This window comes from Lutibacter sp. HS1-25, assembly GCF_004121075.1.
Classification (GTDB): Bacteria; Bacteroidota; Bacteroidia; order Flavobacteriales; family Flavobacteriaceae; genus Lutibacter.
Genome location: NZ_RHLN01000138.1, coordinates 1 through 25,238, shown reverse-complemented (window position 1 = coordinate 25,238; position 25,238 = coordinate 1). Strand labels below are relative to the sequence as shown.

The window sequence follows — 25,238 nt, the reverse complement described above, 5'->3', positions numbered from 1 at the left end:
CAATATTAGTACCTAACATCCAAAGTGCAGGCCAAGTACCTTGTGATGCTGGTAATTTAGCGCTGATATCAACTCTTCCATAAGTAAAATCGTAAAGACCTTGTGTTTTTAATCTTGCAGAAGTGTAAGAATCTCCATCTTTTTTTGCTGTAATTTTAAGAACACCATTAGCTACAACAACGTTTTCAGGGTTATTTGTATACGTTTGTTTTTCTCCATTACCCCAGCCACCTGCGCCAAGATCGTAAGTCCATTTTGCAGCATCAGGAGCACCAGCAGTTTCAAATTCATCAGACCAAACAAGCTCCGTAAATTCAGATCCACCTTGTACTGGTTTTGTAGAAGTAAACAATTGATACCAAGCAGCACCAACACCTGTAGCAGGGTCTTCTACAATTCTAACACGCATGTAATTTTCATCTATTGAAATAATATCATAAGTACTAGAACCTACCATCCATCCCATAAAACCACCATCAGAAATTTCAAAAGCTGTTTTTCTATAAGGTACATTATTATAAGAACCCTCAAGTGCAGCCTTGGTTCCAGAAGGGAACAAAGCAACATTTTTAACACCAAACATATTAGGTGCTACAGTTTCATCATGACAAGTATCTCCATCAACACCTATAAAACCAGCGTAAGTACCTGGTACGAAAGCAGGTCCAACAGTTTGTTCAAAAGTAATACCATCTGCAGTTTTTGTAAATACAAATTCATTGGTATACATACAACCTTTTTCTTCATCCCAAGGCTGAATAGCATTCCACCAAGATTCATAAGCAAATTCACCATTTCCGTAATCATCATTTGCGGTACCCATACCTACATGTAAAGGTAAATTAGCTGCCCAGTACCAAGTTTTACCTGCACCTTCAACACCACCACTTAATAAATCTTCTGCTTCTACATCAGAAAAAGAGCTATACACCATTACATCCATAGAAGTAGTTGATGTAACACCTGCCGTACCTATAGCACTAATTACAACCGTAAAAGTATTAACACCTACTTTTGTATATCTATGTTTAATTTTACCCGAAGGTGCAACAACCGTAGAACCGTCGCCAAAATTATAGCTATAACTTATCACATTAGTAGCGTTAGATTCAAAGGATACAAATCCAGAACCATCACCATACATTAACTCAGGGTTACTTAGATCTTGCCCTTCAATTTCAGCTTCCACTTGTATATTTGAAGGAGCAATTATATCTCCAAACTCTTTGCTTTCTTCTTCACAACTCACAAAAAATGTAAGTGCAAGAAAAAGGCCCAATATATATTTTATATTTTTCATTTTTTATAGTTTTTAATTTTTAATAAATAGAGATACATTATCAATATTTACAGCACCTGCTGCAGCTCCTAAATCAAAGAAAACTCTTGCATCACTTGCACCTGCGTTTGCAGTTAAAGTAATTTCATACGTTTGTTTAGTTGTAGTTATACTAACCTCTTGAGTTACATTTGTCCATGGGTCTGCACTAAGGCCTATTCCTGGTAGAATTGGTCTATCTGTATCTGACCAAGCATCAAAAGACAATGTATAAGTTGTTCCGTTAATAATTTCTAATTTTTGACTCATATTAACTTCCCAAGGATTACCAGCATTTGCAACATTTACTGAATAATAAGTATTACCACCAGTTGTTGCCAAAGGAACAGGATCTGTACCAACACCTATAGTCCAAGGTTCAGCACCGTTCTCAAAATCGCCATTGGTAACTAAGTTTTCTAAAAACAAAGAAACATTATCTATGTTTACAGCACCTGCTGCAGCTCCTAAATCAAAGAAAACTCTTGCATCACTTGCACCTGCATTTGCAGTTAAAGTAATTGTATACGTTTGCTTAGTTGTTGTAATGTTAACCTCTTGAGTTACATTTGTCCATGGGTCTGCACTAAGACCTATTCCTGGTAGAATTGGTCTATCTGTATCTGACCAAGCATCAAAAGACAATGTATAAGTTGCACCGTTAATAATTTCTAATTTTTGACTCATGTTAACTTCCCAAGGATTACCAGCATTTGCAACATTTACAGAATAATAAGTATTACCACCAGTTGTTGCCAAAGGAACAGGATCTGTACCAACACCTATAGTCCAAGGTTCAGCACCGCTCTCAAAATCGCCATTAATTACAAAACCGCCATCAAATTGTTCATCACTCATTTTATAGAAATACATATTATCTAAAAATACAGTGCCAACTGGTAAAGCTGAAATTACCATTTGATTAATATCAGAAAAAGGTACACCTTCAAAATCAGATAAAGGAATATCAAAACTCATCCATTTTCCTTCTTCAGTTATAGCTCTTTCAACTTCAAATTCGATATTATCACTTCCATTATTCCAACCAGTTCCATTGAAATCAACAAACTTAACTTTAAACGTTTCAACATTGGTACTCCAAACATCAAAGTGGAAAAATTCCATTCCAGAAGCATTCATTGGCTCTACTTCAGTTATAATACCCGCATAGCTTAATTCTCTATAAACCAACGTTTTATTATCCTGAATTGTAATTTCTTCCTGTAATGCAACTACAGACCAATCTGTAACAAACATATCAACAGTAGTTTGAGTATACTTATCACTAAACATTGAAATCACATCAGCAGCATTTCTTGCTGGAGGTGTTGGAGCTTTTACAAGCGGTTGTAAAATTTCAGTAACTTCAAACTCTTCAGTATATTCAGTTGTTTCAATAGCAGCACTTTTAGCTACAACTCTAATAGAGTAAGTACCAGCTTCTTGGTATACATATGAAGCAGTTTCACCTATATTAGCAGGTACTGGTTCATCATTTCCTTCTTCACCAAAATACACTTCAAACGATGTTGCATAATCTGCTGTTACAGTTACATTTACTTTTTTTGATACAGTTGGATCATTTAAAATTTCAGCAACCAAATTTTCAGGTGCTTTAAACGAAACTACCAATGGCAAAGTTGATTCAGTTTTTAAACCTGTAATTCCTGTAGCTACAATTTTAACATTATAATTGCCTTCAGCATACACATGTTTTAAACTTTTTCCTTGAGCAACTTTCACAAATTCTGTGGTTGCATCTCCTGGGTACACATCGTAAGAAACTGCTCCTTCACTATTTGGAGCAATAGTTACGGTACCTGTATTGTCTTGAGTAACGCTAAATAATGCCGTTACATTTTTAGGAGCTACAGCAGTATCAACAAAATCAAGACTACCAAACTCATCTTGAGTACAACTTATAACAGCTGTAATAAACAAGACTACACTTAATATATATTTGTATGTTTTCATAATTATCATTTAATTTTAATATCCTTGATTTTGATCCCAATTACCATTTGAAAATTGAATTTCTTCTAACGGAATAGGGAATAACTCATTTTTATTAGCTGTAAACCCGTCAATAGCTTGAGCAGCTCTTCCAGTTCTAACTAAATCAAAGAAACGAAGTCCTTCACCTGCAAATTCTACTCTTCTTTCTGCTAAAATTGCATTGTAAAGATTGTCACCTGTAAAAGTGATTCTATGATCTTCATCTCCAAAAGCTCTATCTCTTACTTCATTTAAATATTGAGCTGCTTTTCCATCCTCACCAATTTTACTATAAGCTTCAGCAGCCATTAACAATACATCAGCATATCTAATTGCTCTGTAATTGTTAGGATTTGTAAGTTTTAAATCTGGAGCAGCGTTTTCGCTTCTTTCTCTAGGAATGTATTTTCTGTTAAAATAACCGGTATGCTCATTTTGTTTTGTATAAGTTACTTCAGGATGTATAGCAACCCAAGCATCCATATCTAAAATAGTTACCTCTTTTCTTAAATCGTCTTCTTCAAAAGCATCAACAATGTCTTGAGTTGGAAGGTTGAAGTTATTTCCTGCAGAAAAGAAAGGACCTTCATATGAATTTGGTCCAGCAAAACCAACAGCTATATTCCCTTCAACACCTTGCATATATCCATAACTTGCACCTTGAACATCGGTATATTGAATTTCAAAAATAGATTCAATTCCATTTTCACCATCCATTTCCCAGATATCTTCAAAATCCATTACCAATTGGTATTTTCCACTATTAATTACATCTTGTAATTTTTTAGCAGCCAATTTGTATTTTTCAATATTGTTGGTATATGATGCTTCATATAAATAAGCTTTACCTAATAAAGCAGTTGCAGCACCACTTGTAGCTCTACCTGCTTGAGATGCTACTGGATCTAAATTTGCTGCAGCATAAATTAAATCTTCATAAATTGAAGCGTATACATCTGCTACTGGTGAACGTGGAATTGAAGTTTCATCTCCAGGAACAAATCTTTTATCACCTTTCATTGGTATTTCACCAAACCATTTTACCAATTCAAAATGGAAATAAGCTCTTAAAAAACGTGCTTCAGCAATAATTTGCTCTTTTCCTTCAAATTCAGTTTTATCTTGAAATTCAAGAATATAATTGGCTCTTTGAACACCAGCAAACATCCAATCCCATACTCTTTTAATTTGGTCATTTACAGGTGTATGAATCATATCATCTACTTGTTGGTAACCAGGAACGTCTGTTGGACTATTACCACCACACAATGTGTTATCTGATGCAATTTCACCCATCAAAACTGTTTGAAAAGTTGTTTGCAAAAGGTCATAAGCACCAATTAAAGCACTTTCGTATTCCGATTTACTATTGAAATAGTTTTCAGAATCAATCGAATATTTAACATCACGATCAACAAAATCATCAGTACAAGCTGTAGTTATTGTCAAAAATACTGTTAGTATTATTATATTATATAAATATTTTTTCATTTTAATACGTATTAAAAGTTAATGTTTAAACCAAGCATATAAGTTCTTGGAATTGGATAAAAACCATCATCAATTCCACCTCCAATAGGATTACCACTTGAAGCACCTGCATCAAAACCTCTATACTTTGTAAACGTATATAGGTTATTTATACTTGCATACAGTCTTAACTTGTCAATTCCAACAGAATTGATTGTTTCATATTTGAATGAATATCCAAGTTGAATGTTTTGAATTCTTGCAAAAGAAGCATCTTCAACATAATAATCTGAAAATACATTGTTAACAGATGCAGCAGTTGTAACTCTAGGTGTACTATTGGTTGTTCCTTCACCTGTCCATCTACCTAAAACATAGTTTAATTGATTGGCATCAATAGCAATACTTTCGTAATTTCTTACCATATCGTTTCCTATTGAAGCAAAAGTGTACATTGTAAAATCTAATGCTTTGTAGTTAAATTGTATATTTAATCCCATTGTTGCATCTGGAATTGGGTCTCCAATATTAACTCGGTCATTTGCATCAATAACATTGTCGTTATTTGTATCAACATATCTAAAATCACCAGGTGCAGATTGAGCTCCTAAGGCTATTTGTGAAGGATGCGCATCTACCTCATCTTGATTTTGGAAAATTCCATCGGTTTTATAACCATAGAAATAACCTATTGGTTGACCAACTTCCATTCTTGAAGGAGCTGGTTGTCCAATACTAAATACACCACCTTCAATAAATTCAGTTCCATTAATTTCTGTAACTTCGTTTTTAAGGAAGGTTACATTATAACCAACACTCATAGAAAAATCATCAGAAAAACTATTTTTATAATCTATTGAAAACTCTATACCCGAATTTCTAACTGTTCCAGCATTGATAGTTGGAGAAGAAGCTCCAGGAGCAGTAGCTCCAATAATTCCTGAAACTGGTATTTGTGGAATTAATAAATCTGCTCTTGTATCAATAAAATAATCTGCAACAATATTTATTTTTTCACCAAGTAATTTTAAATCGGCACCAACGTCAAATTTTCTTGCCTCTTCCCATTTTAAGTTTGGATTAGGAATTTGACCTGTAGCAGTACCAACAACAATATTTCCGTCAAAAACATACTCTGCTTCTCCAGATAATTGTGAAATATAACCATTATTAGGAATTCTATCATTACCTAAAGTACCGTAACTTGCTCTTATTTTTAAGAAATCTACTACTTTAGAATCACCAAAGAAACCTTCATCAGAAATTATCCAACCCCCTGTGAAAGAAGGGAAATAACCTACTTCATTACCAGGACCAAATTTTGTAGAAGCATCTCTTCTAATCATACCTGATAAAAGATATTTTCCTTTATAATCGTATTGAACTCTTGCAAAATATGACAATTTTCTTTCATCATAAGTATAAGAACCAACAGGAATGATACCTGGAGCAGGTGCGCCAGTTGCTAAAGAGATATCAGCATTTTTCCATGAGTTATTAGGAATATCATAACCTGAAGCATATAAACCATTACCCCATTCTTTAAAAGTAGTATTACCTAAAGTTGCAACAATGTTATGCTTGTCATTTATTAGTTTTGAATAGGTTGCATAAACGTCTACTGAATAGTCATTGTCGTTAACAGCGTTTTGATTTACTTGACTTCTGGTAACATCAAAAACTTTACCTCCGTAATCAATAATTTTACTAAAGTTTTTACCTTTACTATTAGCTGTGTTAAATCCAATAGAACCAGATACAACAAGTCCTTCAATTATTGTCCAATCCAATCCAAAATTTCCGTTTAACTTTTTGAAATTATAAGCATTGTGTGTGTTTGCTATTTGAGCTAACGGGTTGATCATTTCATTTCCCAATCTTCCCAACGGAAAAACAGTAAAATCACCATTTGTATTGTAAGGCGAAAGTACAGGTGGCGCATTAACTGCATTTAAAAGTACAGAAGCATTTCCTCCTTCAGGCAATGTTTCTCTGTCAAAATGTGTATAAATTACGTTGGTTTTTAATTTCCAGTTTTTTGAAATATCAGCTCCTAAAGATATTCTTGCAGTATTTCTTAAATACCCAGATTTACCTCCACCAACAATACCTTCTTGATCAAGGTGAGAACCACTTATAGCATAAGTCATAGTTTCTGAACCACCAGAAATAGACATATCATAGTTTACAATTGGAGCAGTTTCAAAAACTTCGCCTTGCCAATCTGTTCCATTTCCTATTCCAGCTAAATTTGGGTAAGGTATAGGATCACCACCACTAGCATAAGTTTCATTTAGCAATGCAGCATACTCTGTTGCATTTAATAAATTAATCTTTTTTGAAGTTTCTTGAAATCCATAATAAGTATTAAATGAAATTTTGGTTTTAGCATTCTTTCTACCCATTTTAGTAGTAATAAGAATAACACCATTCGCTCCAGTTGAACCATAGATTGCAGCCTGAGCATCTTTTAATACCGTAATTGTTTCAACATCATTTGGATTTAACAAACTTAAATCTCCAATGTAACCATCAATAATAGTAAGTGGTTTATTGTCGCCATTTGTAGCGATACCTCTAATACGAATATTAATGTCGGCTCCAGGAGCACCAGAAGTAGTTGTAACGTTAACACCTGAAACGGTACCTTGTAAGGCTTGTTCCATTTTTACAGGTTTTAAAGCTTCTAATGTTTCAGCACCTACTACAGATACAGCACCTGTTACTTCACGTTTTTTCTGAGTACCATAACCCACAACAACAACTTCATCTAAGCTTTGAGTATCTTCTGAAAGTTGAACATTTAAAGTTTTAGAATCGTTAACAGCAACCTCACTGGTTGCAAATCCTATATAAGAGAATACTAAAACATCTCCTTTTTTAACATTGGAAATTGTATAATTTCCATCGAAGTCAGTCGAAGCTCCATTGCTTGTATTTTTCACAACAATTGTAACTCCTGGTAAAGGGTTGCCGTTTTTATCGGAAACAGTCCCTCCAATTTCTTTTGCCTGCGCGTAGATGCTCATACTTGCAAAACATAGAAAGATTGATAGTAAAAATGATTTCATAAATTAATTAAGTTTTGATTTAATGTAAATTTATCTCTTATAGTTTAAGTTTTTTTAAAACCCACCTATACAAAAAATATACAGACACGAAAAAAACAAAATCAATTGAGTACAATAATGGGGTAATACCGTACAATTACTGCGGAATATTGAGGGAATACAGTGTTTTTAAGCACTTAAATGTTCTCAAAATATTTTTTAAAAAAACAAGTACTATTCCGTTATAGTTAGCGTAATGTTGTGGTAATGTTGTGGTGATTTTTAGTTTTGTTGAGTATTTTACAATTCTAAAATATACTCAACAAGACTTTTTTCATGAGGTAGATCCATTTTTTTACGCAAACGGTATCTTTTAATCTCAATACTTCTTACCGAAATATTTAATAATGGGGCTATTTCTTTTGAAGCTAAATTCAATCTTAGATAAGCACACAATCTCAAATCGTTTGGTGTTAAAGCTGGATGCGCTGTTTTAACCTTTTTTAGAAAATCGCTATCGGCCTGATTAAAAGCTTCCTGAAACATCTCCCAATCGTCTGTATTAGACAGGTTTTTATTTATAATTTTAAGAACCGGCTTAATATTGGTATCATTTTTAACATCAACCAATTCGCTTTTTATGGTATTTAATATTTCATTCTTTTTAATAATACTCATGGTAGAACTGGCTAATTCACGGGTTTTACTATCAATTTCATGCTGTAACTTGTCGTTTTTTAACTTCATAATTACTTTTTCGCTTTCCAATTGACTAAATGCTAGTTCACGTTGTTTTTTAAGTAACAACAAGCGCTTTTGTTTGTTAAAATTTCTTTTATAAACAAAATGAACAACTAGTATAATAACAAGTAACAACACAAAATACAAGGCTATCATAATGTTAGATATGTACCAAGGACGTTGGATCCTAAATGTATAAGAAGCTATATTTTCAGATAATTTATTGCCAATTTTTGCTTTTACACTAAAAGTATAATCACCAAAGGGTAGATTTTTAAATGAAGCTTCAGGAGTTGTAGACCAATCACTCCATTGATTGTACATACCTTCTAATTGATATTGATAATTTACTTCAACATATTTATCAAATTCGGGCACACAAAATTGAAAGTATAGGTTATTCTCATTAGATTTAAAAACACTTTTCTGATTTATAGCAACAAAACTTCTTTTGGTATCTAAAATACTTTTTTCAATAGAATTTATTGAAATTTCAAAATCATCATCAATTAGTTTATTTAAATCTATTTTAATATAACCTCTTGAAGTACCAAATAAATAAACTTTATCGTATAAATGTGTAAGACTTTCAAAACCTGGCATAAAATTTCGCAAGGTTGTTGGCATTGCAATTTTATGTGCACGCAAAACATTGTCTAATTTACCAGGCGAAAGGTAAATAATATTGTTTTTTGAAAATCCCCAAAGGGTATTTGTATCACTATCAACAATTAATTTCCCTGAAACATAGTTGTCGTTTTCTGTAAATATTTTAGTTAAAAACTCGTCTTCATTAAACACATTGTACTTTGCATTGAACTTAAAAACACCATGACTTGAAGTATAAAGTAGTTGACCGTCATAATCAACCAATCCAGATTTTAAACCTTTAGGAGCTCCTTTTTCTATTGAACTGCCTAACGTTTTAGTGTAATTTTTATCTATAGAAAGATTTATAACGCCATAAGTTTCGTGATTTACAAAAACTTTGTCATCATTTACCAACTCAAAAAATCGACTAGAAATATCAAATCCTTTTAACTTATTTCTCAATTGCCACTTTCCATCCTTTTTTTCAAGAATACTCAATCCGTTATAATGACCCTGCATCAATAAGCCTTTATTTTTAATAGGTTTAATATCCCAAGTACCCGCTATATCTGAAATCAATTCAACATTATTTCCATTTACAACATAGGTTCCTGAATTATGACCGCAAAACAGCGTATTGTCAATTACTTTTAAACACCAAACCTGTCCGTAAGTATTATTGATAAATTGAAAACCATCATGCGAATCTATATTTTTATAAAAAAGACCTTGATTGGTTCCCAAATACAGCTTGTTGTTAAATATTGCCGAAGCGTAAACAGAACCCAATTTACCCTTTAGATCATTATAAACACTTATTGCCGAATTAAAATTAACTACGCTAATTCCGTTATCTAAACCCAACCAAAGGTTACCATCAACATCTTCAAACATTGAGAGTACCGTGTTATTATTTAATCCCTGTTCTTGATTTATGGAGTTGATAATATTTCCGTTTTGATCTAAATGAAAAATACCGTCAGAAATAGTTCCAATAACTATGGTGCCATCACGCAATTGAATACTGCTATAAATACTTAAATTTGCAATAACTTGATTTGCAGGTATTTCCCACTTAACAAGCTTATTATCTATAAACTGATAAGTGCCAAATTCTTGGGTTTGAAATAACAATTTATTGTCAATATCTAATATATTAACTAAAATATTTTCCTGAACAATGGGATCGTCAGAAATTAAAATTGGCTCACCATTTTCAATTCTAAAAAGACCTTCGTCTAATTTTTGAAAATAGATACTTTCTTTAATTTTGAAAAGTTTTGGCAAAGAAAGTTCAGACCCAATAATTTTAAACGACTTATTATTTACATCATATATGTACAATCGTTTTAAAGATTGAAATAAAATAAAAGAATCAAAATTTAAAATTTTCCAAATATCTTCTTCAATTAAATCTTCTTTAATACCATCACTTAAAGATGTGTAAATTAAATTACCAAAATCATTTTTTTCCCAGTAGCCAAATTCCATATAACCACCGGTATAAATTTTACCATCAATTGCACTTACAGATCTTAAAGTAGAATTATTTGCCGAAGGATATAGTTGCCATTTAGCACCGTTAAACTCTAGCAAACCAATATTATTTGCTACGTAAATACTTTTATCATTAGACTGAGCAATTGCCCAGTTTTGATTTTCGGCACCATAATCTTTTGATAAATAATTTTGAACAGGTGGTAATTCTTGGGCTCTGATATTAAAAGCAGCCAAAAACAAAAAAATTGCGGTTATTAATTTAATAAATTTCAAGGCGGTAAATACTTTAGTAATTAATTACATTTTATATTCATCATTTTAATATTTGGTAATTAAAATGAGATATTGAGCTGTTGTATTTTAAAACACAATATTCAAATATACAGAATTCAATGATAGCTTTAAGAAATTACACTATAAATTATAGTATAAACTCAAGCATGTTTTTTAGCATCGGATTTCTATTTTTGGTATTCCAGGCAACCGATAAAATAGTGCGTTGTGCAATTTTATCCAATTCTATAAATTTAATATCCATATTAAATCCATTTTTTAAAACCGTTGGAACAATAGAAATACCCAATTTATTTTCAACCAGTTTGTAAATGGTACTTGCATGCACAGAGTTATGTGAAACAATGGGCGAAAAACCACTTTCTTTAAAAATATCCATCACTTTTTCAAAATAATCTGGACTGTATGATTGTTCAAAAAAGATAAAAGCTTCGTTTTTAAACTGAGTTAAACTTTCAAAATTATGCACATCAATGGGATGATCTTTTGGTAAAACCAACGAAAATGTATCTTCAAAAATAGGTTGAATTTTTAATTCTCGTGGTACTTTATCCATCCTCACAAAAGCCAAATCTATTTCTTGCGAAAGCAATGCTTCAATTTGTTCAGGATTTTCCATTTCCTTCAAACTAAACTGAATATTTTTATATTTTTCTTTTGCTTTTATTAGTAAATCAGGAATTACAAATTGCATTGCAGACCCAACATATCCTAAATTTATTTCACCTTCTACTCCTTGATCAATTAATTTTGTATGTTCAAATACGCTTTCTAAATTTTTTAAGGTAAGTGTAATTTCCTTTTTTAAATAAAAACCTGCTTTTGTTAATGCTACTTTTTTATTTGAACGCTCAAATAAAGTAACGCCCAAATCATCTTCCAATTGTTTTATCTGACGACTTAAACCTGGCTGGGAAATAAATAATTTTTCAGCAGCTTTTCTAAAGTGCAATTCCTCTGCAACTGCCAAAAAATATTTCAAATGTCTAATTTCAGTTTGATTACTCATAGTTATCAATACTTAACAAAAATGGTATTTATAAGCATCAAATATAGTTGTAATTTTGTAATAATCTCTAATTTTTACAAATATGTTTAAGTACGGAATAGATTGTTTAACCGTTAATAAAGCGCTTCAAATACTTAGAAAACAGTTAATAGCTGGGCTATGTAAACAAGCTACAACCCATGTTGAAAAATCTCATAAAACTGTTTTAGATGTTGCTCAAAAAGAAAAAGCGGTTTATGGCATAAATACAGGTTTTGGTCCATTGTGCGATACTAAAATATCAAAAGAAAACACCAGTAAATTACAACGAAATATTTTATTAAGTCATAGTGTTGGCGTTGGAAACCCAATAGATTTTGAGCTTTCAAAATTGATGTTAATTCTTAAAGTTCATTCTTTAGCTAAAGGATTTTCGGGTATTTCAATTGAAATTATCAATCGTATTTTATGGCATATTGAAAACGATGTTATACCTGTAGTTCCTGAACAAGGTTCGGTTGGTGCATCGGGAGATTTGGCGCCATTATCGCATTTATTTTTACCTTTAATTGGTGAAGGAAAAGTGTTTTACAACAATAAAATTGTTGCTACCCAAAAAGTGCTGAATAAATTTAATATGCAACCTTTAGAACTGCATCCAAAAGCTGGTTTGGCATTGATTAACGGTACGCAATTTATTTTAGCACACGCTGTAATGGTGGTTGATAAATTATACAACTGCTTGTCGCATGCCGATTTAATTGGCGCTATGATGGTTGAAGGCTTGATGGGGTCTCAAATGCCATTTCATGAAGCCTTACACAAAACCCGACCGTTTAAGGGTAATATTCATGTTGCAGCTCGAATTCGTCATTTTTTAAACAATTCAGAAATTGGAAATTCTCACGAATTTTGCGATAAAGTGCAAGATCCTTATTCGTTGCGCTGTATGCCTCAAGTGCACGGAAGTTCAAGAAATGCGTGGTTACATTTAAAAGAATGTGTTGAAGTTGAATTGAATGCTGTGACTGATAATCCAATTATTATTTCAGAAGATTTAATAATTAGCGGTGGAAGTTTTCACGGTCAGCCATTGGCAATGCCTTTAGATTATGCTTGTTTGGCAGCTGCTGAACTTGGTAGTATTTCCGACAGAAGAACCTATTTATCTTTAGAAGGAAAATACCAAGGCACACCACGTTTGCTTTTAAAAGAAACCGGTTTAAATTCGGGGTTTATGATTTTACAATACACATCGGCAGCCTTGGTAAGCGAAAATAAAGGCTTGTGTTTTCCTGCAAGTGCAGATAGTATTCCAACTTCATTAGGACAAGAAGATCACGTAAGTATGGGTTCTATTGGCGGTAGAAAAGCACTTAGAGTTATTGGAAATTTAGAAAATATTTTGGCTATTGAAATGCTGTGTGCAGCTCAGGCCTTTGACTTTAGAAGTCCGTTAAAATCTAGTGAAACTATTGATAAAGTACACGCATTTATTCGTTTACATATTGCACATGCTACAGAAGATCGTTTATTTTCTTTAGATATTGAAAAGGCTTCAGAAATTATTAGAAATAGAAATTTACTTGAAATAACACAGGAATTCTCAAAATCATACAGCGATTATGATACGTTGTTTGAAGTGTATTAAACAACTTAGATACAAACACACTTGGAGTTAAATTCCGAAAAAGTAAAAAAGAAGAGAGAACAAAGAAAAAAGAGGAAAAACTATACAAGAGGCAGGTATTAAACCAAAAATAATTTAAAATGAGTACATCCAACACAGATCAATCGTTTAAAGAAGCTATTTTACAAGGAATTCCTACTGAATTACCTTCAAAAAAAAGCTATCCAAAAAACACAAATCAGGCTCCTCGCCGAAAAGATATTTTAACTTTAGACGAAAAAAAATTAGCCATTAAAAATGCCTTGCGTTATTTTCCAAAAAAATGGCACGCAGTTTTATCGGCTGAATTTGCTGAAGAATTGAAAAAATACGGACGTATTTATATGCATCGTTTTAAACCAAACTATAAAATACATGCACGTAACATTAACGAATATCCTGCCAAAACAAAAGCAGCTGCAGCATTGATGTTGATGATTCAAAACAACCTAGATCCTGCTGTGGCTCAACATCCTGAAGAATTAATTACCTATGGTGGTAATGGCGCTGTATTTCAAAATTGGGCACAGTATTTATTAACTATGCAGTATTTGGCAACAATGACCAAAAATCAGACTTTGCATATGTACTCTGGGCATCCAATGGGTTTGTTTCCTTCTTCAAAAAATGCACCAAGGGTAATTGTTACCAACGGAATGGTTATTCCTAATTATTCAAAACCCGATGATTACGAAAAAATGAATGCTTTAGGCGTTAGTCAATACGGACAAATGACTGCTGGTTCTTATATGTATATTGGTCCGCAAGGAATTGTACACGGTACTACTATTACTTTGATGAATGCCTTCAGAAAAATTTTAAAAAAAGATGAAAATCCTACAGGAAAAATCTTTTTAACTTCAGGTTTAGGCGGTATGAGCGGCGCACAACCAAAAGCAGGAAATATCACTGGTTGCATTACGGTTTGTGCCGAAGTAAACAGCAAAGCTGCTAAAAAAAGATACGAGCAAGGCTGGGCAGATATATTGATTGATAATTTGGATGAATTGGTGCAAACCGTAAAAAATGCTCAAATTGAAAAAAACACACTTTCAATAGCATTTATTGGCAATGTTGTAGCCGTTTGGGAACGTTTTTATAACGAAGCAATTTTTGTACATATTGGTTCAGATCAAACTTCATTACACAATCCTTGGTCTGGCGGTTATTATCCTGTAGGGCTCACTTTTGAAGCATCCAATGAATTGATGCGTGAAAATCCTTCATTATTCAAGGAAAAAGTACAGGCATCATTAAGAAAACAAGCCGAATTGATTCAAAAACACGCTGAAAGAGGAACCTACTTTTTTGATTATGGCAATGCTTTTTTACTGGAAGCTTCGCGTGCAAATGCTGATGTGTTTGCTACAAATGGCATCGATTTTAAATATCCATCTTATGTGCAGGATATTTTAGGACCTATGTGTTTTGATTATGGTTTTGGCCCGTTTAGATGGGTTTGCGCATCCAACAACCCTGAAGATTTAGACAAAACAGATGCCATTGCATTGAAGGTTTTAACTAAAATTCAAAAAACTGCGCCACCTGAAATTCAATTGCAAATTAGCGACAATATCAAATGGATTAAAGATGCAAAAGCAAACCGTTTGGTGGTTGGCTCGCAAGCACGTATCTTGTATGCTGATGCTGAAGGAAGGGCAAAAATAGCTTTGGCTTTTAACAAAGCCATTGCAAAAGGAGAAATTTCTGCTCCCGTAGTTTTAGGAAGAGACCATCATGATGTTAGCGGAACCGACTCGCCTTACCGAGAAACAAGCAATATAAAAGATGGTAGTAAATTTACCGCAGATATGGCAATTCACAATGTAATTGGAGATAGTTTTAGAGGCGCTACGTGGGTTTCAATACACAATGGCGGCGGTGTTGGCTGGGGCGAAGTTATAAACGGTGGTTTTGGAATGTTATTAGATGGTTCAAAACAAGCTTCAAAAAATTTAAAAAATATGTTGTTTTTTGATGTTAACAATGGTATTGCCCGAAGAAGTTGGGCAAGAAATGATGAAGCTATTTTTGCCATTAAACGCGAAATGGATCGTTCTCCAAATTTAAAAGTTACCTTAGCAAATACTGTGGAAGACTCACTTTTAGAAAATCTTTTTTAATGAAAACACTCTTTAAAAATATCAAAGAATTGATTCAGGTACGCACAGAACCTGTTTTATTTGTTGCAGGAAATGATATGAAAACCTTGCCAACCATTAAAAACGCCTATCTTTTGGTTGAAAATGGTTTGATTTCAGACTTTGGAAGTATGGCTAATTGTCCGCCTATTTCAAATGCTAAAATTATTGATGCTTCAGGAAAAATGATTTTACCTGCCTGGTGCGATTCGCATACGCATATTGTATACGCTGGCAACAGAGAAGGCGAATTTGTAGACCGTATCAACGGATTGTCTTATGAAGAAATTGCAAATCGTGGCGGTGGTATTTTAAATACAGCAAAAAAACTACAAGAAACTTCAGAAGAAGATTTGTACCAACAAAGTAAAGTGCGTTTAAAAGAAATTATGCAATTAGGTACAGGAGCTGTTGAAATTAAATCGGGTTACGGTTTAACTTTAGAAGCTGAGTTAAAAATGCTTCGTGTAATAAAACGATTAAAAGAAAACTTTCCTATTGAAATAAAAGCCACTTTTTTAGGTGCACACGCAATTCCTTCGAACTTTAAAAACAACAAACAAGGCTATTTGGAGTTGCTTGTAAATGAAGTATTACCCATTATTTCAACAGAAAAATTGGCCGATTTTATTGATATTTTTTGTGAAAAAGGTTATTTTACAGTTGAAGATACCGAATATATTTTGGCTGCTGGCAAACAATATGGTTTGATTCCTAAAATTCATGTCAACCAATTCAATTCTATTGGTGGTGTGCAAGCTGGCGTAAAATACCAGGCACTTTCTGTAGATCATTTAGAGGTAATGACAAATGAGGATATTGAAATTTTAAAAGCAACTTTAACAATGCCTGTTGCATTGCCAAGTTGCTCTTATTTTTTAAGTATTCCTTATACTCCAGCACGAAAAATGATAGCTGCCGGATTGCCTTTGGCTTTGGCAAGTGATTACAATCCGGGTTCAACGCCTTCAGGAAATATGAATTTTGTTGTAGCAACAGCCTGTATAAAAATGAAAATAACACCCGAAGAAGCCATCAATGCTGCAACAATTAATGGCGCCTACGCTATGGGATTAGAACATGAAGTTGGTTCAATTTCAAAAGGAAAAATAGCCAATTTACTACTTACAAAAACAATTCCTTCTTATGGATTTATACCTTATTCATTTGGAAATAGCCAAATTGAAAAGGTATTTTTAAAAGGAATTGAGATTTGATGCAATCAAGCATTTGAGTATAATTAATTGTTGGCTAAGCTATGTTTGAATTACAAAAAGTATTTTTGAATTAAAAGCATTAGCTGATCCTTTTTTATTGGTTTTGAAATATAATCATTACAACCTGCTGCTATTGATTTTTCTTTGTCGCCAGCAAGCGCAAATGCGGTTTGAGCCACAATAATAACCTTGTTGTTAAATTTTCTTATTTGCTTGGTAGCTTCATAACCATTGATGTCTGGCATTTGTATATCCATTAAAATCAAATCAATATCTGGATTGTGTTTACATGCTTCAATAGCTTCATTGCCATTTTTTGCATTGATAATTTTTTCAGCAAACTCACTCAAAATAAGAGTAAGCAATTCACCTGAAAACTCATCATCTTCAACAATTAGTATTTTAAGATTATTAGGCTGTTTTTGTGTGCAAACAACAGATTCTAAAGATCCATTTTGTGAAATTAAATCGTTTTTATATGGCAATGTAAAGTAAAAAGTAGAACCTTTATTTTCTTCACTTTCTAGCCATAATTTACCTTTAAGCATATTAACATAAGCTTTAGAAATGGTTAAGCCAAGTCCAGCTCCTTGTTTTGCCATTCTATCTTCAATATCAGCCTGAATAAATCTTTCAAAAATTGCAGTTTGCCTATTTTTTGGTATGCCAATTCCTGTATCTTTTATATAGAATTCGATTTCATTTTTTGAATTATTTAAACTACATCCAAATTCTACCGACCCTTGATTTGTGTACTTAATTGCATTTTTAATTAAATTAAAAAGAATGCTGTTTAGTTTGGTTAAATCTGTTTTTATTTTTGTTTCATTAAAGTTTAAAACGTTAGCGAGTCTCAATTCAATATTTTTTTTAGCGGCTTCAGGCATAAAAAAAGCACAACTATCTTCTAAACATTCATTTACATCAACATTCTCAATTAATACTTGCATTTGACCAGATTCAATTTTAGAAATATCCATTATTTGATTGATAACATTGAGCATACGGTCACCACTTTTTTCAATAATTTCAATATATTCTTGTTGTTTTTCTGATTTCAAATCTATTGTTTTTAAGAGTCCGGCAAACCCTAAAATACCATTCATTGGTGTACGAATTTCGTGACTCATATTGGCAAGAAAAGCAGATTTCAACCTATCACTTTCTTCGGCACTTTCTTTTGCTTTTAACAGTTTCTTTTCCATTTCCTTTCTTTCAGAAATGTCTGTAAACATAATTACAAAATAATTAAAAGATTCATTCACTTTGTTTATTGGCAAAATATTGGTTAAAGCCGTAAATACCTGTCCATTTTTCTTTTGACCTAAAATCTCACCGGTCCATATTCCATGCTCTTTAATTTCTTTTTTTATGTTGACAATATTCTCATTTTTATTTTTTTCAGAAAACCAGAAAAAAAAGTTTTGACCATAAATTTCTGAGTCGTTAAAACCTGTAGTTTCTAAAAAAACAGGGTTTACATTTTTAATATCATAATGTGTATCTGTAATTATAACTGACTGATAACTTTGCTTAAATATTAAAGACCCAAGTTCACGTTCAGTAACATCAGTATGGGTTCCAACAATTCTTATTGCTTCGCCGTTGCTATTTCGTTCTACTACTTTTCCTTTTGAATTAATCCAAGACCACGAATTGTTTTTAAGCAGCACTCTGTACTTACTTGCAAAAAACGCTGTAGCACCATCCAAGTGATTTTGAAGACTTTCGTTAACACGTTTGATATCTTCTGAATGAATTTTAACAATATTATTATTTTCTAACATGTTATTGTTATCATCATTTTGAATTAAAAATTTAAAAAACGAACTGTTATTTATACTTCCTCCTACCTTTTCATCATTAATATTCCACTCCCAAATTGAATCTTCGCTTCCTTTAACAATAAAATTCCAACGTTCTTCACTTGCCAGCAAAGCCTGTTCAGCTTGTTTTCTCAGGGCTTTTTCGCGCATTAAGTCAAGTGTTCGCACCGAGAGGCTGTCGTACATATTTAACACTGTATCAATAAGTGTTTTCATCATTCCAGACATTGCATTGTCTGCATAATTTTTTGCTTCTTCAATAGTAGAACCTTGTATTATTTGTTTGGCAACATACGACATGCGTTTGTCGGAATCTAAAATATGATAAGCCAACCAATGGGTTAAAAAGGCTACTATTTCTTGAACAATTTGGTCTGAATTTTTATCTGTTTTTTGATTTTTTAGTTGAAGTACTTTTTCAATAAATGAATTATGTGTTTTATTGTGTTGAATACTCCAAGGATCATTAGCAAGGTGTTCATTCCAATAATTTTCTTCTGCTTTAAAATGGTAATCTGTATATTCGACCAACTCATTAAAAACTGAATCTAGAATTATTGTTGAAGAGCGATGCGCTAAATTAACAGCCAATCTATTTAATATTTCAACAAGTTTTTTATGTTGCTCATCAACATGGTCAATACCTGTTTCAAAATTTTTATTCCAAGGAAAAATATCGAATTTATTAACATCAATTTCGCTCATAACTATTTGTTTATTAAAATCCTTGACTCATTTTATTATTCTAAAAATAATCAATTTTAACTTTTTATAAACAAAAAAACATTACTTTTTTAGTTAGGCGTAAAAGTATTTTTGAATTAAAAGCCCTATTAGTTAATATAAAAACTTAATACCCTGGCTGAGGTTATAAATTAACTACTTAAAAAAGCAGATTTAGATTGTCGTATAAGATAGTAAAATTCTAGTTCTTAGCGTTTATAAACATATTTTTTTGTTATTAAAAAACGTTCAAAAAAATAACCAATAGGCTACTTAAAAAAAAACAATAGATTTTAAACTAAAATTTGTAACTTAGAATCTCTTTAAAACAACTTTATTTAGTTAAAATATTAAACCCAACTTATGGAGCCCCTATTTAAGTATGCAACACCCATAATCTATTGGCTATTAATAATTGTTTGGGCTTATATTTTTTTCTTTTATCTAAAAAAAATAACAAAACAAAACGACAATTATAAACTACTAAATCTTTTATTAGTAATATTAGCAATTGATGCTTTTAGAACACTTATAGAAAGTATTTATTTTGGTACTTGGTACACATCGCTTTCAGGATTAATTCCAATAAATATTTTCAATTACTTAGCACAGCCACATATTGTTTTTTACCCAAAATTTATAAATCTTATTGCTGCATTTTTAATTTTAGTAATTATTATTAAAAAATGGTTGCCTTCTGAATTAAAAGAAAAAGAAAGAATTAACGATCAAATTGAAGGGCAATTGGCTGAATTACTAAACTTAAACAAAGAACTTGCTGCTGCCAAAGAAAAAGCAGAACAAAGCGAAAAATATCTTTACAATATTGTTAATAATATTGCAGATCCTGTTTTTGTAAAAGATGAAGAAAGTAAGTTATTGTTAGTAAATAATGCTTTTTGCGAATTATTTCAACTATCAAGAGACCAAATACTTGGTAAAACCCTTGCTGAAGAAGTTGCTCCAGAAGAAAGAGATAGCTTTTTAAAAATAGACAAACAAGTAATTTTAACAGGCGAAGAAAATATTAACAATGAGCAACTTACCGTTAAAAACAATGAAACATTAACCATTTCTACCAGAAAAAAAAGATTTATTAACGACGAAGGAAAGAAGTTTTTAATAGGTGTAAGTCATGATATTACACAGTTAAAAAAAGTTGAAAATGATTTAAAAATTGCCAAAGAAAAAGCAGAACAAAGCGATCTGTTAAAATCTGCTTTTTTAGCAAATATGAGCCATGAAATACGAACACCTATGAACGGCATTATAGGTTTTTCAGAATTATTAAAAAACCCAGAACTTACTGGAGATAAACAGCTACAGTACATTGGGGTTATTGAAAAAAGCGGTGAACGCATGCTCAATATTATAAATGATATTATTGATATCTCAAAAATTGAATCGGGGCTGATGGATGTTAATTTAGAAGAATTTAACATTAATAATTTAAGCGAATACCTGTTCACTTTTTTTAAACCTGAAGCAACAGCCAAAGGATTGGAATTTACATATCAAAAAAAGCTTGATCCAAAAGTTGCAATTATTAAAACAGACAGAAGTAAATTATTATCAATTTTAACAAATCTTATCAAAAACGCCATTAAATACACAGACAAAGGCTCTATAGAATTTGGCTGGGAAACAAAGGATACTTATCATGTATTTTTTGTAAAAGATACTGGTATTGGAATAGCAAAAAACAAACAAAAATTAATATTTGAGCGTTTTATACAAGCTGATATTGAAAATAAAATGGCCAAACAAGGCGCCGGTTTAGGTTTGTCAATTTCATGGGCATTTACAAAAATGATTGACGGAAAAATATGGGTTGAAAGCGAAGAAGGAAAAGGCGCAACATTCTATGTTAAAATTCCTAACAATGAATATCTTACCAAAAATAAAAACATAGAAGAGCAAAAAAACAATACTGCTTCAACAAAATTTATTTTACCTAAACAAACTGGCTTAAAAATATTGATTGCAGAAGATGATGAAATCTCTGAATATTTTATTACTGAAATTGTTAAAGAAGTTGCTAGTGAAGTTTTGAAAGCAAAAACAGGAATGGATGCTGTTGAAATTTGCCAAAAAAATACTGATATAGATTTAATTTTAATGGACATTCAAATGCCTATTTTAAATGGACACGATGCAACACGTAAAATTAGAACGTTTAATAAAGATACTGTAATTATTGCACAAACAGCTTTTGGACTTACAGGAGATAGAGAAAAATCAATTGAAGCAGGTTGTAACGATTATATTTCAAAACCAATTATTAGAGAAAAACTACTTGAATTGATTCAAAAACATTTTACCAAACAATAACAATAAAGCAATATTTAAAAAAATAAACAACTGCTACAAACCATTGCTATTGCGCTTTTACCCATTATTTTTAGTTAACACTCGTTAACGCTATTTAATCAGTTTGTAATTTGAAATAAATTATCTTTGAGGGTATTACAAAACATAACAAATACCCCTTTCTAATTTCAAAAAATTGAGAACCCTAAAAATAATTAAATTCACTTTTATACTTCTAATTTTAAGTATTCAAACCATAAAAGCGCAAAACATTTCTGGCTATGTTATTGATGAAGAAAAAAAACCACTTGAATTTGTTTCGGTAGCATTGTTACAACCCAAAGATTCGTTATTGGTTAAATATACTTCAACAGACATTCATGGCGAATTTGAAATTTCAGATATTAAATCGGGTAAATATTTGTTTCAAGTATATTTAATGACTTATGAGGCGCAACAAAAAGTTATTACCATTGAAAATAAGCATTTAAAACTCGACACCATTCAATTAAACAGAGAAGTAAACAACCTTGATGAAATTGTAATAAGTGCCGTAATACCCATTAAAATTAAACAGGATACCATTTCGTTTAATACCAAAGCGTTTAAAGTTAGGCAAGATGACAATGTGGGTGAGTTGATTAAAAAAATGCCCGGAATTGAAATTGAAGCCAACGGAACTGTTATTGCTCAAGGTGAAGAAATTACAAAAATACTGGTAGATGGAAAAGAATTTTTCTCAAACGATCCAACAATTGCACTTCAAAATTTATCGGCAGATGCTATAGAAAGCATCGAAATTATTGATGAAAATAGTGAAGATTCTAGAGTTTCAGGTGTTAAAGACGGCGAACAATCAAAAATAATTAATCTTGTTTTAAAACCTGGTAAAAAATTTGGATACTTTGGCAAAGCGGGTGCTGGTTATGGTACAAATAACAGGTATGCGATAAACTTAGATTTAAATAGTTTTACAAAAAAAACACAATTTGCTGTTTTTGGGAAATTAAACAATATCAACAACACAGGTGCTTCAATTTTTGATAGTGATGGCGCAAAAAGCGCAACCGATAACGGTTTTTTAACAACAGGAACCGCTGGCGCAAATTTTAATTACGAATTTAAACCCGATTACAATTTTAATATTGATTATTATTACGGATATACCGACAATAAACAGGCCTCTAGATCAAACAGAACCGAGTTTACAAACAAAGGTACTTTTGACTCAAAATTAACAAATGCCAGCAAAGAAATTTCTAACAATCACAATGTCAATTTTAGCTTACGTGATCGCTCAAAAAAGGACGCCTATTTATTGTTAAGAGGAAAGTTTAAAAGTAACAATCGCATTACTGATGCAGCTAATAAAACCCTGTATTTAAATAACGATGGCAGTGAAGATACCAGTAGCGATAGAATTGTAAACAGCAAAGATAATGGTAATAATGGCGAATTGAAATTTTCGTACCGTAAAAAGCTGGGTAAAAACGGAAGAAATATTCGTGCCAATTCTGACATATCCTATAACAATAGTTACAACCAAGATTATCAGCAATCGGTTAATGAATACAATTTATCCAAGCCCGAAGATTACAGAAAAAGCAACGAAATAATTACCCGAGACAATAAAAACAACGCCATAAATTACGGCTGGTCTGTTCGCTATACAGAACCAATTGTAAAAAATCATTATCTCAATTTTACATCAGAAATAAATAATGAAATTAGAGAATTAGACTTGGTACAAATTAAAATTGTAAATGATGAAGAAAAAGCAGGATTTGATCACCTGCAAGATTATAAAAAAGATCAATATGAAAACACCATAGGCTATTTGTTTAGTAAAGACAAATTCCAACTTTCACTATCAGGTACGTATGATATTAAAAAACAAAATTTAGACATTGATAACATTGCTGTACTAACAAAAGATTATACCAATATTTTGCCTAAAGCATCACTTAGCTACGAGATTAAAAAAGGAAAAAAATTACGTTTTTTTTACAATAAAAATATTATCATAGCCAATGTATCTCAACTATCCCCTATTATAAACGATTTTAATCCTTTAAGAATTTCATTTGGAAATCCTTCACTTACACCTTCAGAAGCACACAATATAAATGCGCGTTATTTTTCTCATAATTTAAAAAATGCAAACAGTTTTTTTATTTATTTAAAATACAATAAAACAAATAATGCAATAGTTTCCAATCGTTATTTTGGTGAAAATAGGGTACGATATTCAACCTATGAAAATTATGGATCAAGATCAGATTTAAGTGGAAATATGAATTTTAGCAAAAAAATTAGCAAACTAAATATGAGATATGCGGTTAGAATTAATGGCGATATAAATGATAGAACAACTATTATTTCTGATGAATACAATGTAACCAAAGCTAAAGCTGCAGGTGGAGGAATTAGCTTTAGTAATATCAATAAAAACGTTGTTGATGTTACTGTAGGTGGAAAAATAAAATACACCAATACAACATACTCATTACAAGACACAGAAAATAACAATTTGGAACAAAATTATTACACCAAATTTGATTACGACATCTCAAAAAGCATCAATTTTAATTCACAATTTAATTACACTTTGTATTCAGACAGTAATTTTGATTCTCAGGCTGTTCCAATTTGGAATGCCGCAGTTGAATATGTTTTTATGAAAGGAAAACGCGGCAATTTAAAACTTCAAGTATTTGATATTTTAAATAAAGATGTTGGTGTATTTATTAGAAGCACTCCCGATTATTATGAAGAAACGTTTAGAAAAAACTTAGGTACTTATGCAATGTTAAGCTTTAATTATAGTTTAAAACCAACTACAAAAAAACCAGCAAAAGACGAAAGTGATAAACATTACAGGTTATAAATTTGAATCGTTTTTCACTAACAATCATTTGTGTTTTTTGGATGCAACTACTGTGAAAACTTCTTTAAAATTGAAAATAAAAAAAAGAAGCCGTCTCATAACCTGAGGCGGTTTTTTTTATTAAATGATTTGTATAAAAATCGGTCATTTTGTATCTTTAGGTATTGATAATCAAAGATATGAATACAAATTTTCAATCCTATAATCAACAGCAAAATTGGCTTTTTCCACCTTCTATTGAAGAGCTTATTGCTGATGATCATCCTGTTCGAATAGTCAATGGAATAGTTGAGCAACTCGACTTAAGTTTGCTGGTAGAAGAATATAGTAAAGAAGGAAAACCAAGTTACCATCCAAAAATGATGCTCAAGGTAATGGTCTATGCCTATATGGATAATACCTATTCTAGCCGTAAGATAGAAAAGGCGATGCGAGAGAACATCAACTTTATGTGGCTTGCTGCGCAACAAGTTGCAGACCATAATACTATTGCACGTTTTCGCAGTAAAAAACTGAAG

General features: G+C 31.7%; 13 protein-coding genes. 6 read left to right on the top strand and 7 right to left on the bottom strand.

Features of this window, described 5'->3' with window-relative positions; all coding sequences use genetic code 11:
• The 6 genes from EC396_RS13880 to EC396_RS13855 form a co-directional block, all read right to left on the bottom strand.
• Positions 1–1,300, bottom strand: a 1,300-nt coding sequence (locus tag EC396_RS13880; RefSeq protein WP_129367194.1) for a family 16 glycosylhydrolase, incomplete at its 3' end; no start/stop codon positions are given.
• Positions 1,301–1,312: 12 nt separating this feature from the next.
• Positions 1,313–3,292, bottom strand: coding sequence for a carbohydrate binding domain-containing protein (locus EC396_RS13875; protein WP_164975309.1), 1,980 nt, complete (start codon positions 3,290–3,292; stop codon positions 1,313–1,315).
• A 15-nt stretch (positions 3,293–3,307) separates the two neighbouring features.
• Positions 3,308–4,804, bottom strand: coding sequence for a RagB/SusD family nutrient uptake outer membrane protein (locus EC396_RS13870; RefSeq protein ID WP_129367192.1), 1,497 nt, complete (start codon positions 4,802–4,804; stop codon positions 3,308–3,310).
• An 11-nt stretch (positions 4,805–4,815) separates the two neighbouring features.
• The gene (locus tag EC396_RS13865; protein ID WP_129367191.1) at positions 4,816–7,854 is read right to left on the bottom strand and encodes a TonB-dependent receptor; all 3,039 of its coding nucleotides are present in this window, start codon (positions 7,852–7,854) and stop codon (positions 4,816–4,818) included.
• A gap of 279 nt (positions 7,855–8,133) precedes the next feature.
• On the bottom strand, positions 8,134–10,938 hold the full coding sequence (locus EC396_RS13860) for a triple tyrosine motif-containing protein (protein ID WP_240665716.1): 2,805 nt from the start codon (positions 10,936–10,938) through the stop codon (positions 8,134–8,136).
• A 148-nt stretch (positions 10,939–11,086) separates the two neighbouring features.
• On the bottom strand, positions 11,087–11,968 hold the full coding sequence (locus EC396_RS13855) for a LysR family transcriptional regulator (protein WP_129367190.1): 882 nt from the start codon (positions 11,966–11,968) through the stop codon (positions 11,087–11,089).
• A gap of 82 nt (positions 11,969–12,050) precedes the next feature.
• On the opposite strand from EC396_RS13855, the gene hutH reads away from it, so the two are divergent.
• From hutH to hutI, 3 genes are all read left to right on the top strand, one after another.
• Complete coding sequence (gene hutH, locus EC396_RS13850) at positions 12,051–13,598, top strand: histidine ammonia-lyase (RefSeq protein WP_129367189.1); 1,548 nt, start codon at positions 12,051–12,053, stop codon at positions 13,596–13,598.
• A 119-nt stretch (positions 13,599–13,717) separates the two neighbouring features.
• Positions 13,718–15,739 carry a urocanate hydratase gene (locus EC396_RS13845; RefSeq protein ID WP_129367188.1) on the top strand — a complete coding sequence of 674 codons (2,022 nt, stop codon included), beginning with the start codon at positions 13,718–13,720 and terminating at the stop codon, positions 15,737–15,739.
• Positions 15,739–16,974, top strand: coding sequence for an imidazolonepropionase (gene hutI, locus EC396_RS13840; protein WP_129367187.1), 1,236 nt, complete (start codon positions 15,739–15,741; stop codon positions 16,972–16,974). The genes EC396_RS13845 and hutI overlap by 1 nt, the downstream gene beginning before the upstream one ends.
• A gap of 50 nt (positions 16,975–17,024) precedes the next feature.
• On the opposite strand, the gene EC396_RS13835 is transcribed toward hutI, so the two are convergent.
• Positions 17,025–19,505, bottom strand: coding sequence for a bacteriohemerythrin (locus EC396_RS13835; protein ID WP_129367186.1), 2,481 nt, complete (start codon positions 19,503–19,505; stop codon positions 17,025–17,027).
• Between the two features lie 381 nt (positions 19,506–19,886).
• On the opposite strand from EC396_RS13835, the gene EC396_RS13830 reads away from it, so the two are divergent.
• The 3 genes from EC396_RS13830 to EC396_RS13820 form a co-directional block, all read left to right on the top strand.
• A complete protein-coding gene (locus tag EC396_RS13830; protein ID WP_129367185.1) occupies positions 19,887–21,854 on the top strand; it encodes a histidine kinase dimerization/phospho-acceptor domain-containing protein in 1,968 nt (655 codons plus the stop codon).
• 175 nt (positions 21,855–22,029) lie between these two features.
• Positions 22,030–24,720, top strand: coding sequence for a TonB-dependent receptor (locus EC396_RS13825; RefSeq protein ID WP_129367184.1), 2,691 nt, complete (start codon positions 22,030–22,032; stop codon positions 24,718–24,720).
• 179 nt (positions 24,721–24,899) lie between these two features.
• A partial coding sequence (locus EC396_RS13820; protein WP_164975308.1) for a transposase occupies positions 24,900–25,238 on the top strand: 339 nt, incomplete at its 3' end.

Coding starts and splice junctions, on each gene's coding strand:
- EC396_RS13830 (WP_129367185.1), top strand. CDS start 19,887: ATGGAGCCCCTATTTAAGTATGCAACACCCATAATCTATTGGCTATTA.
- EC396_RS13870 (WP_129367192.1), bottom strand. CDS start 4,804: ATGAAAAAATATTTATATAATATAATAATACTAACAGTATTTTTGACA.
- hutI (WP_129367187.1), top strand. CDS start 15,739: ATGAAAACACTCTTTAAAAATATCAAAGAATTGATTCAGGTACGCACA.
- EC396_RS13845 (WP_129367188.1), top strand. CDS start 13,718: ATGAGTACATCCAACACAGATCAATCGTTTAAAGAAGCTATTTTACAA.
- EC396_RS13865 (WP_129367191.1), bottom strand. CDS start 7,854: ATGAAATCATTTTTACTATCAATCTTTCTATGTTTTGCAAGTATGAGC.
- hutH (WP_129367189.1), top strand. CDS start 12,051: ATGTTTAAGTACGGAATAGATTGTTTAACCGTTAATAAAGCGCTTCAA.
- EC396_RS13875 (WP_164975309.1), bottom strand. CDS start 3,292: ATGAAAACATACAAATATATATTAAGTGTAGTCTTGTTTATTACAGCT.
- EC396_RS13855 (WP_129367190.1), bottom strand. CDS start 11,968: ATGAGTAATCAAACTGAAATTAGACATTTGAAATATTTTTTGGCAGTT.
- EC396_RS13835 (WP_129367186.1), bottom strand. CDS start 19,505: ATGAGCGAAATTGATGTTAATAAATTCGATATTTTTCCTTGGAATAAA.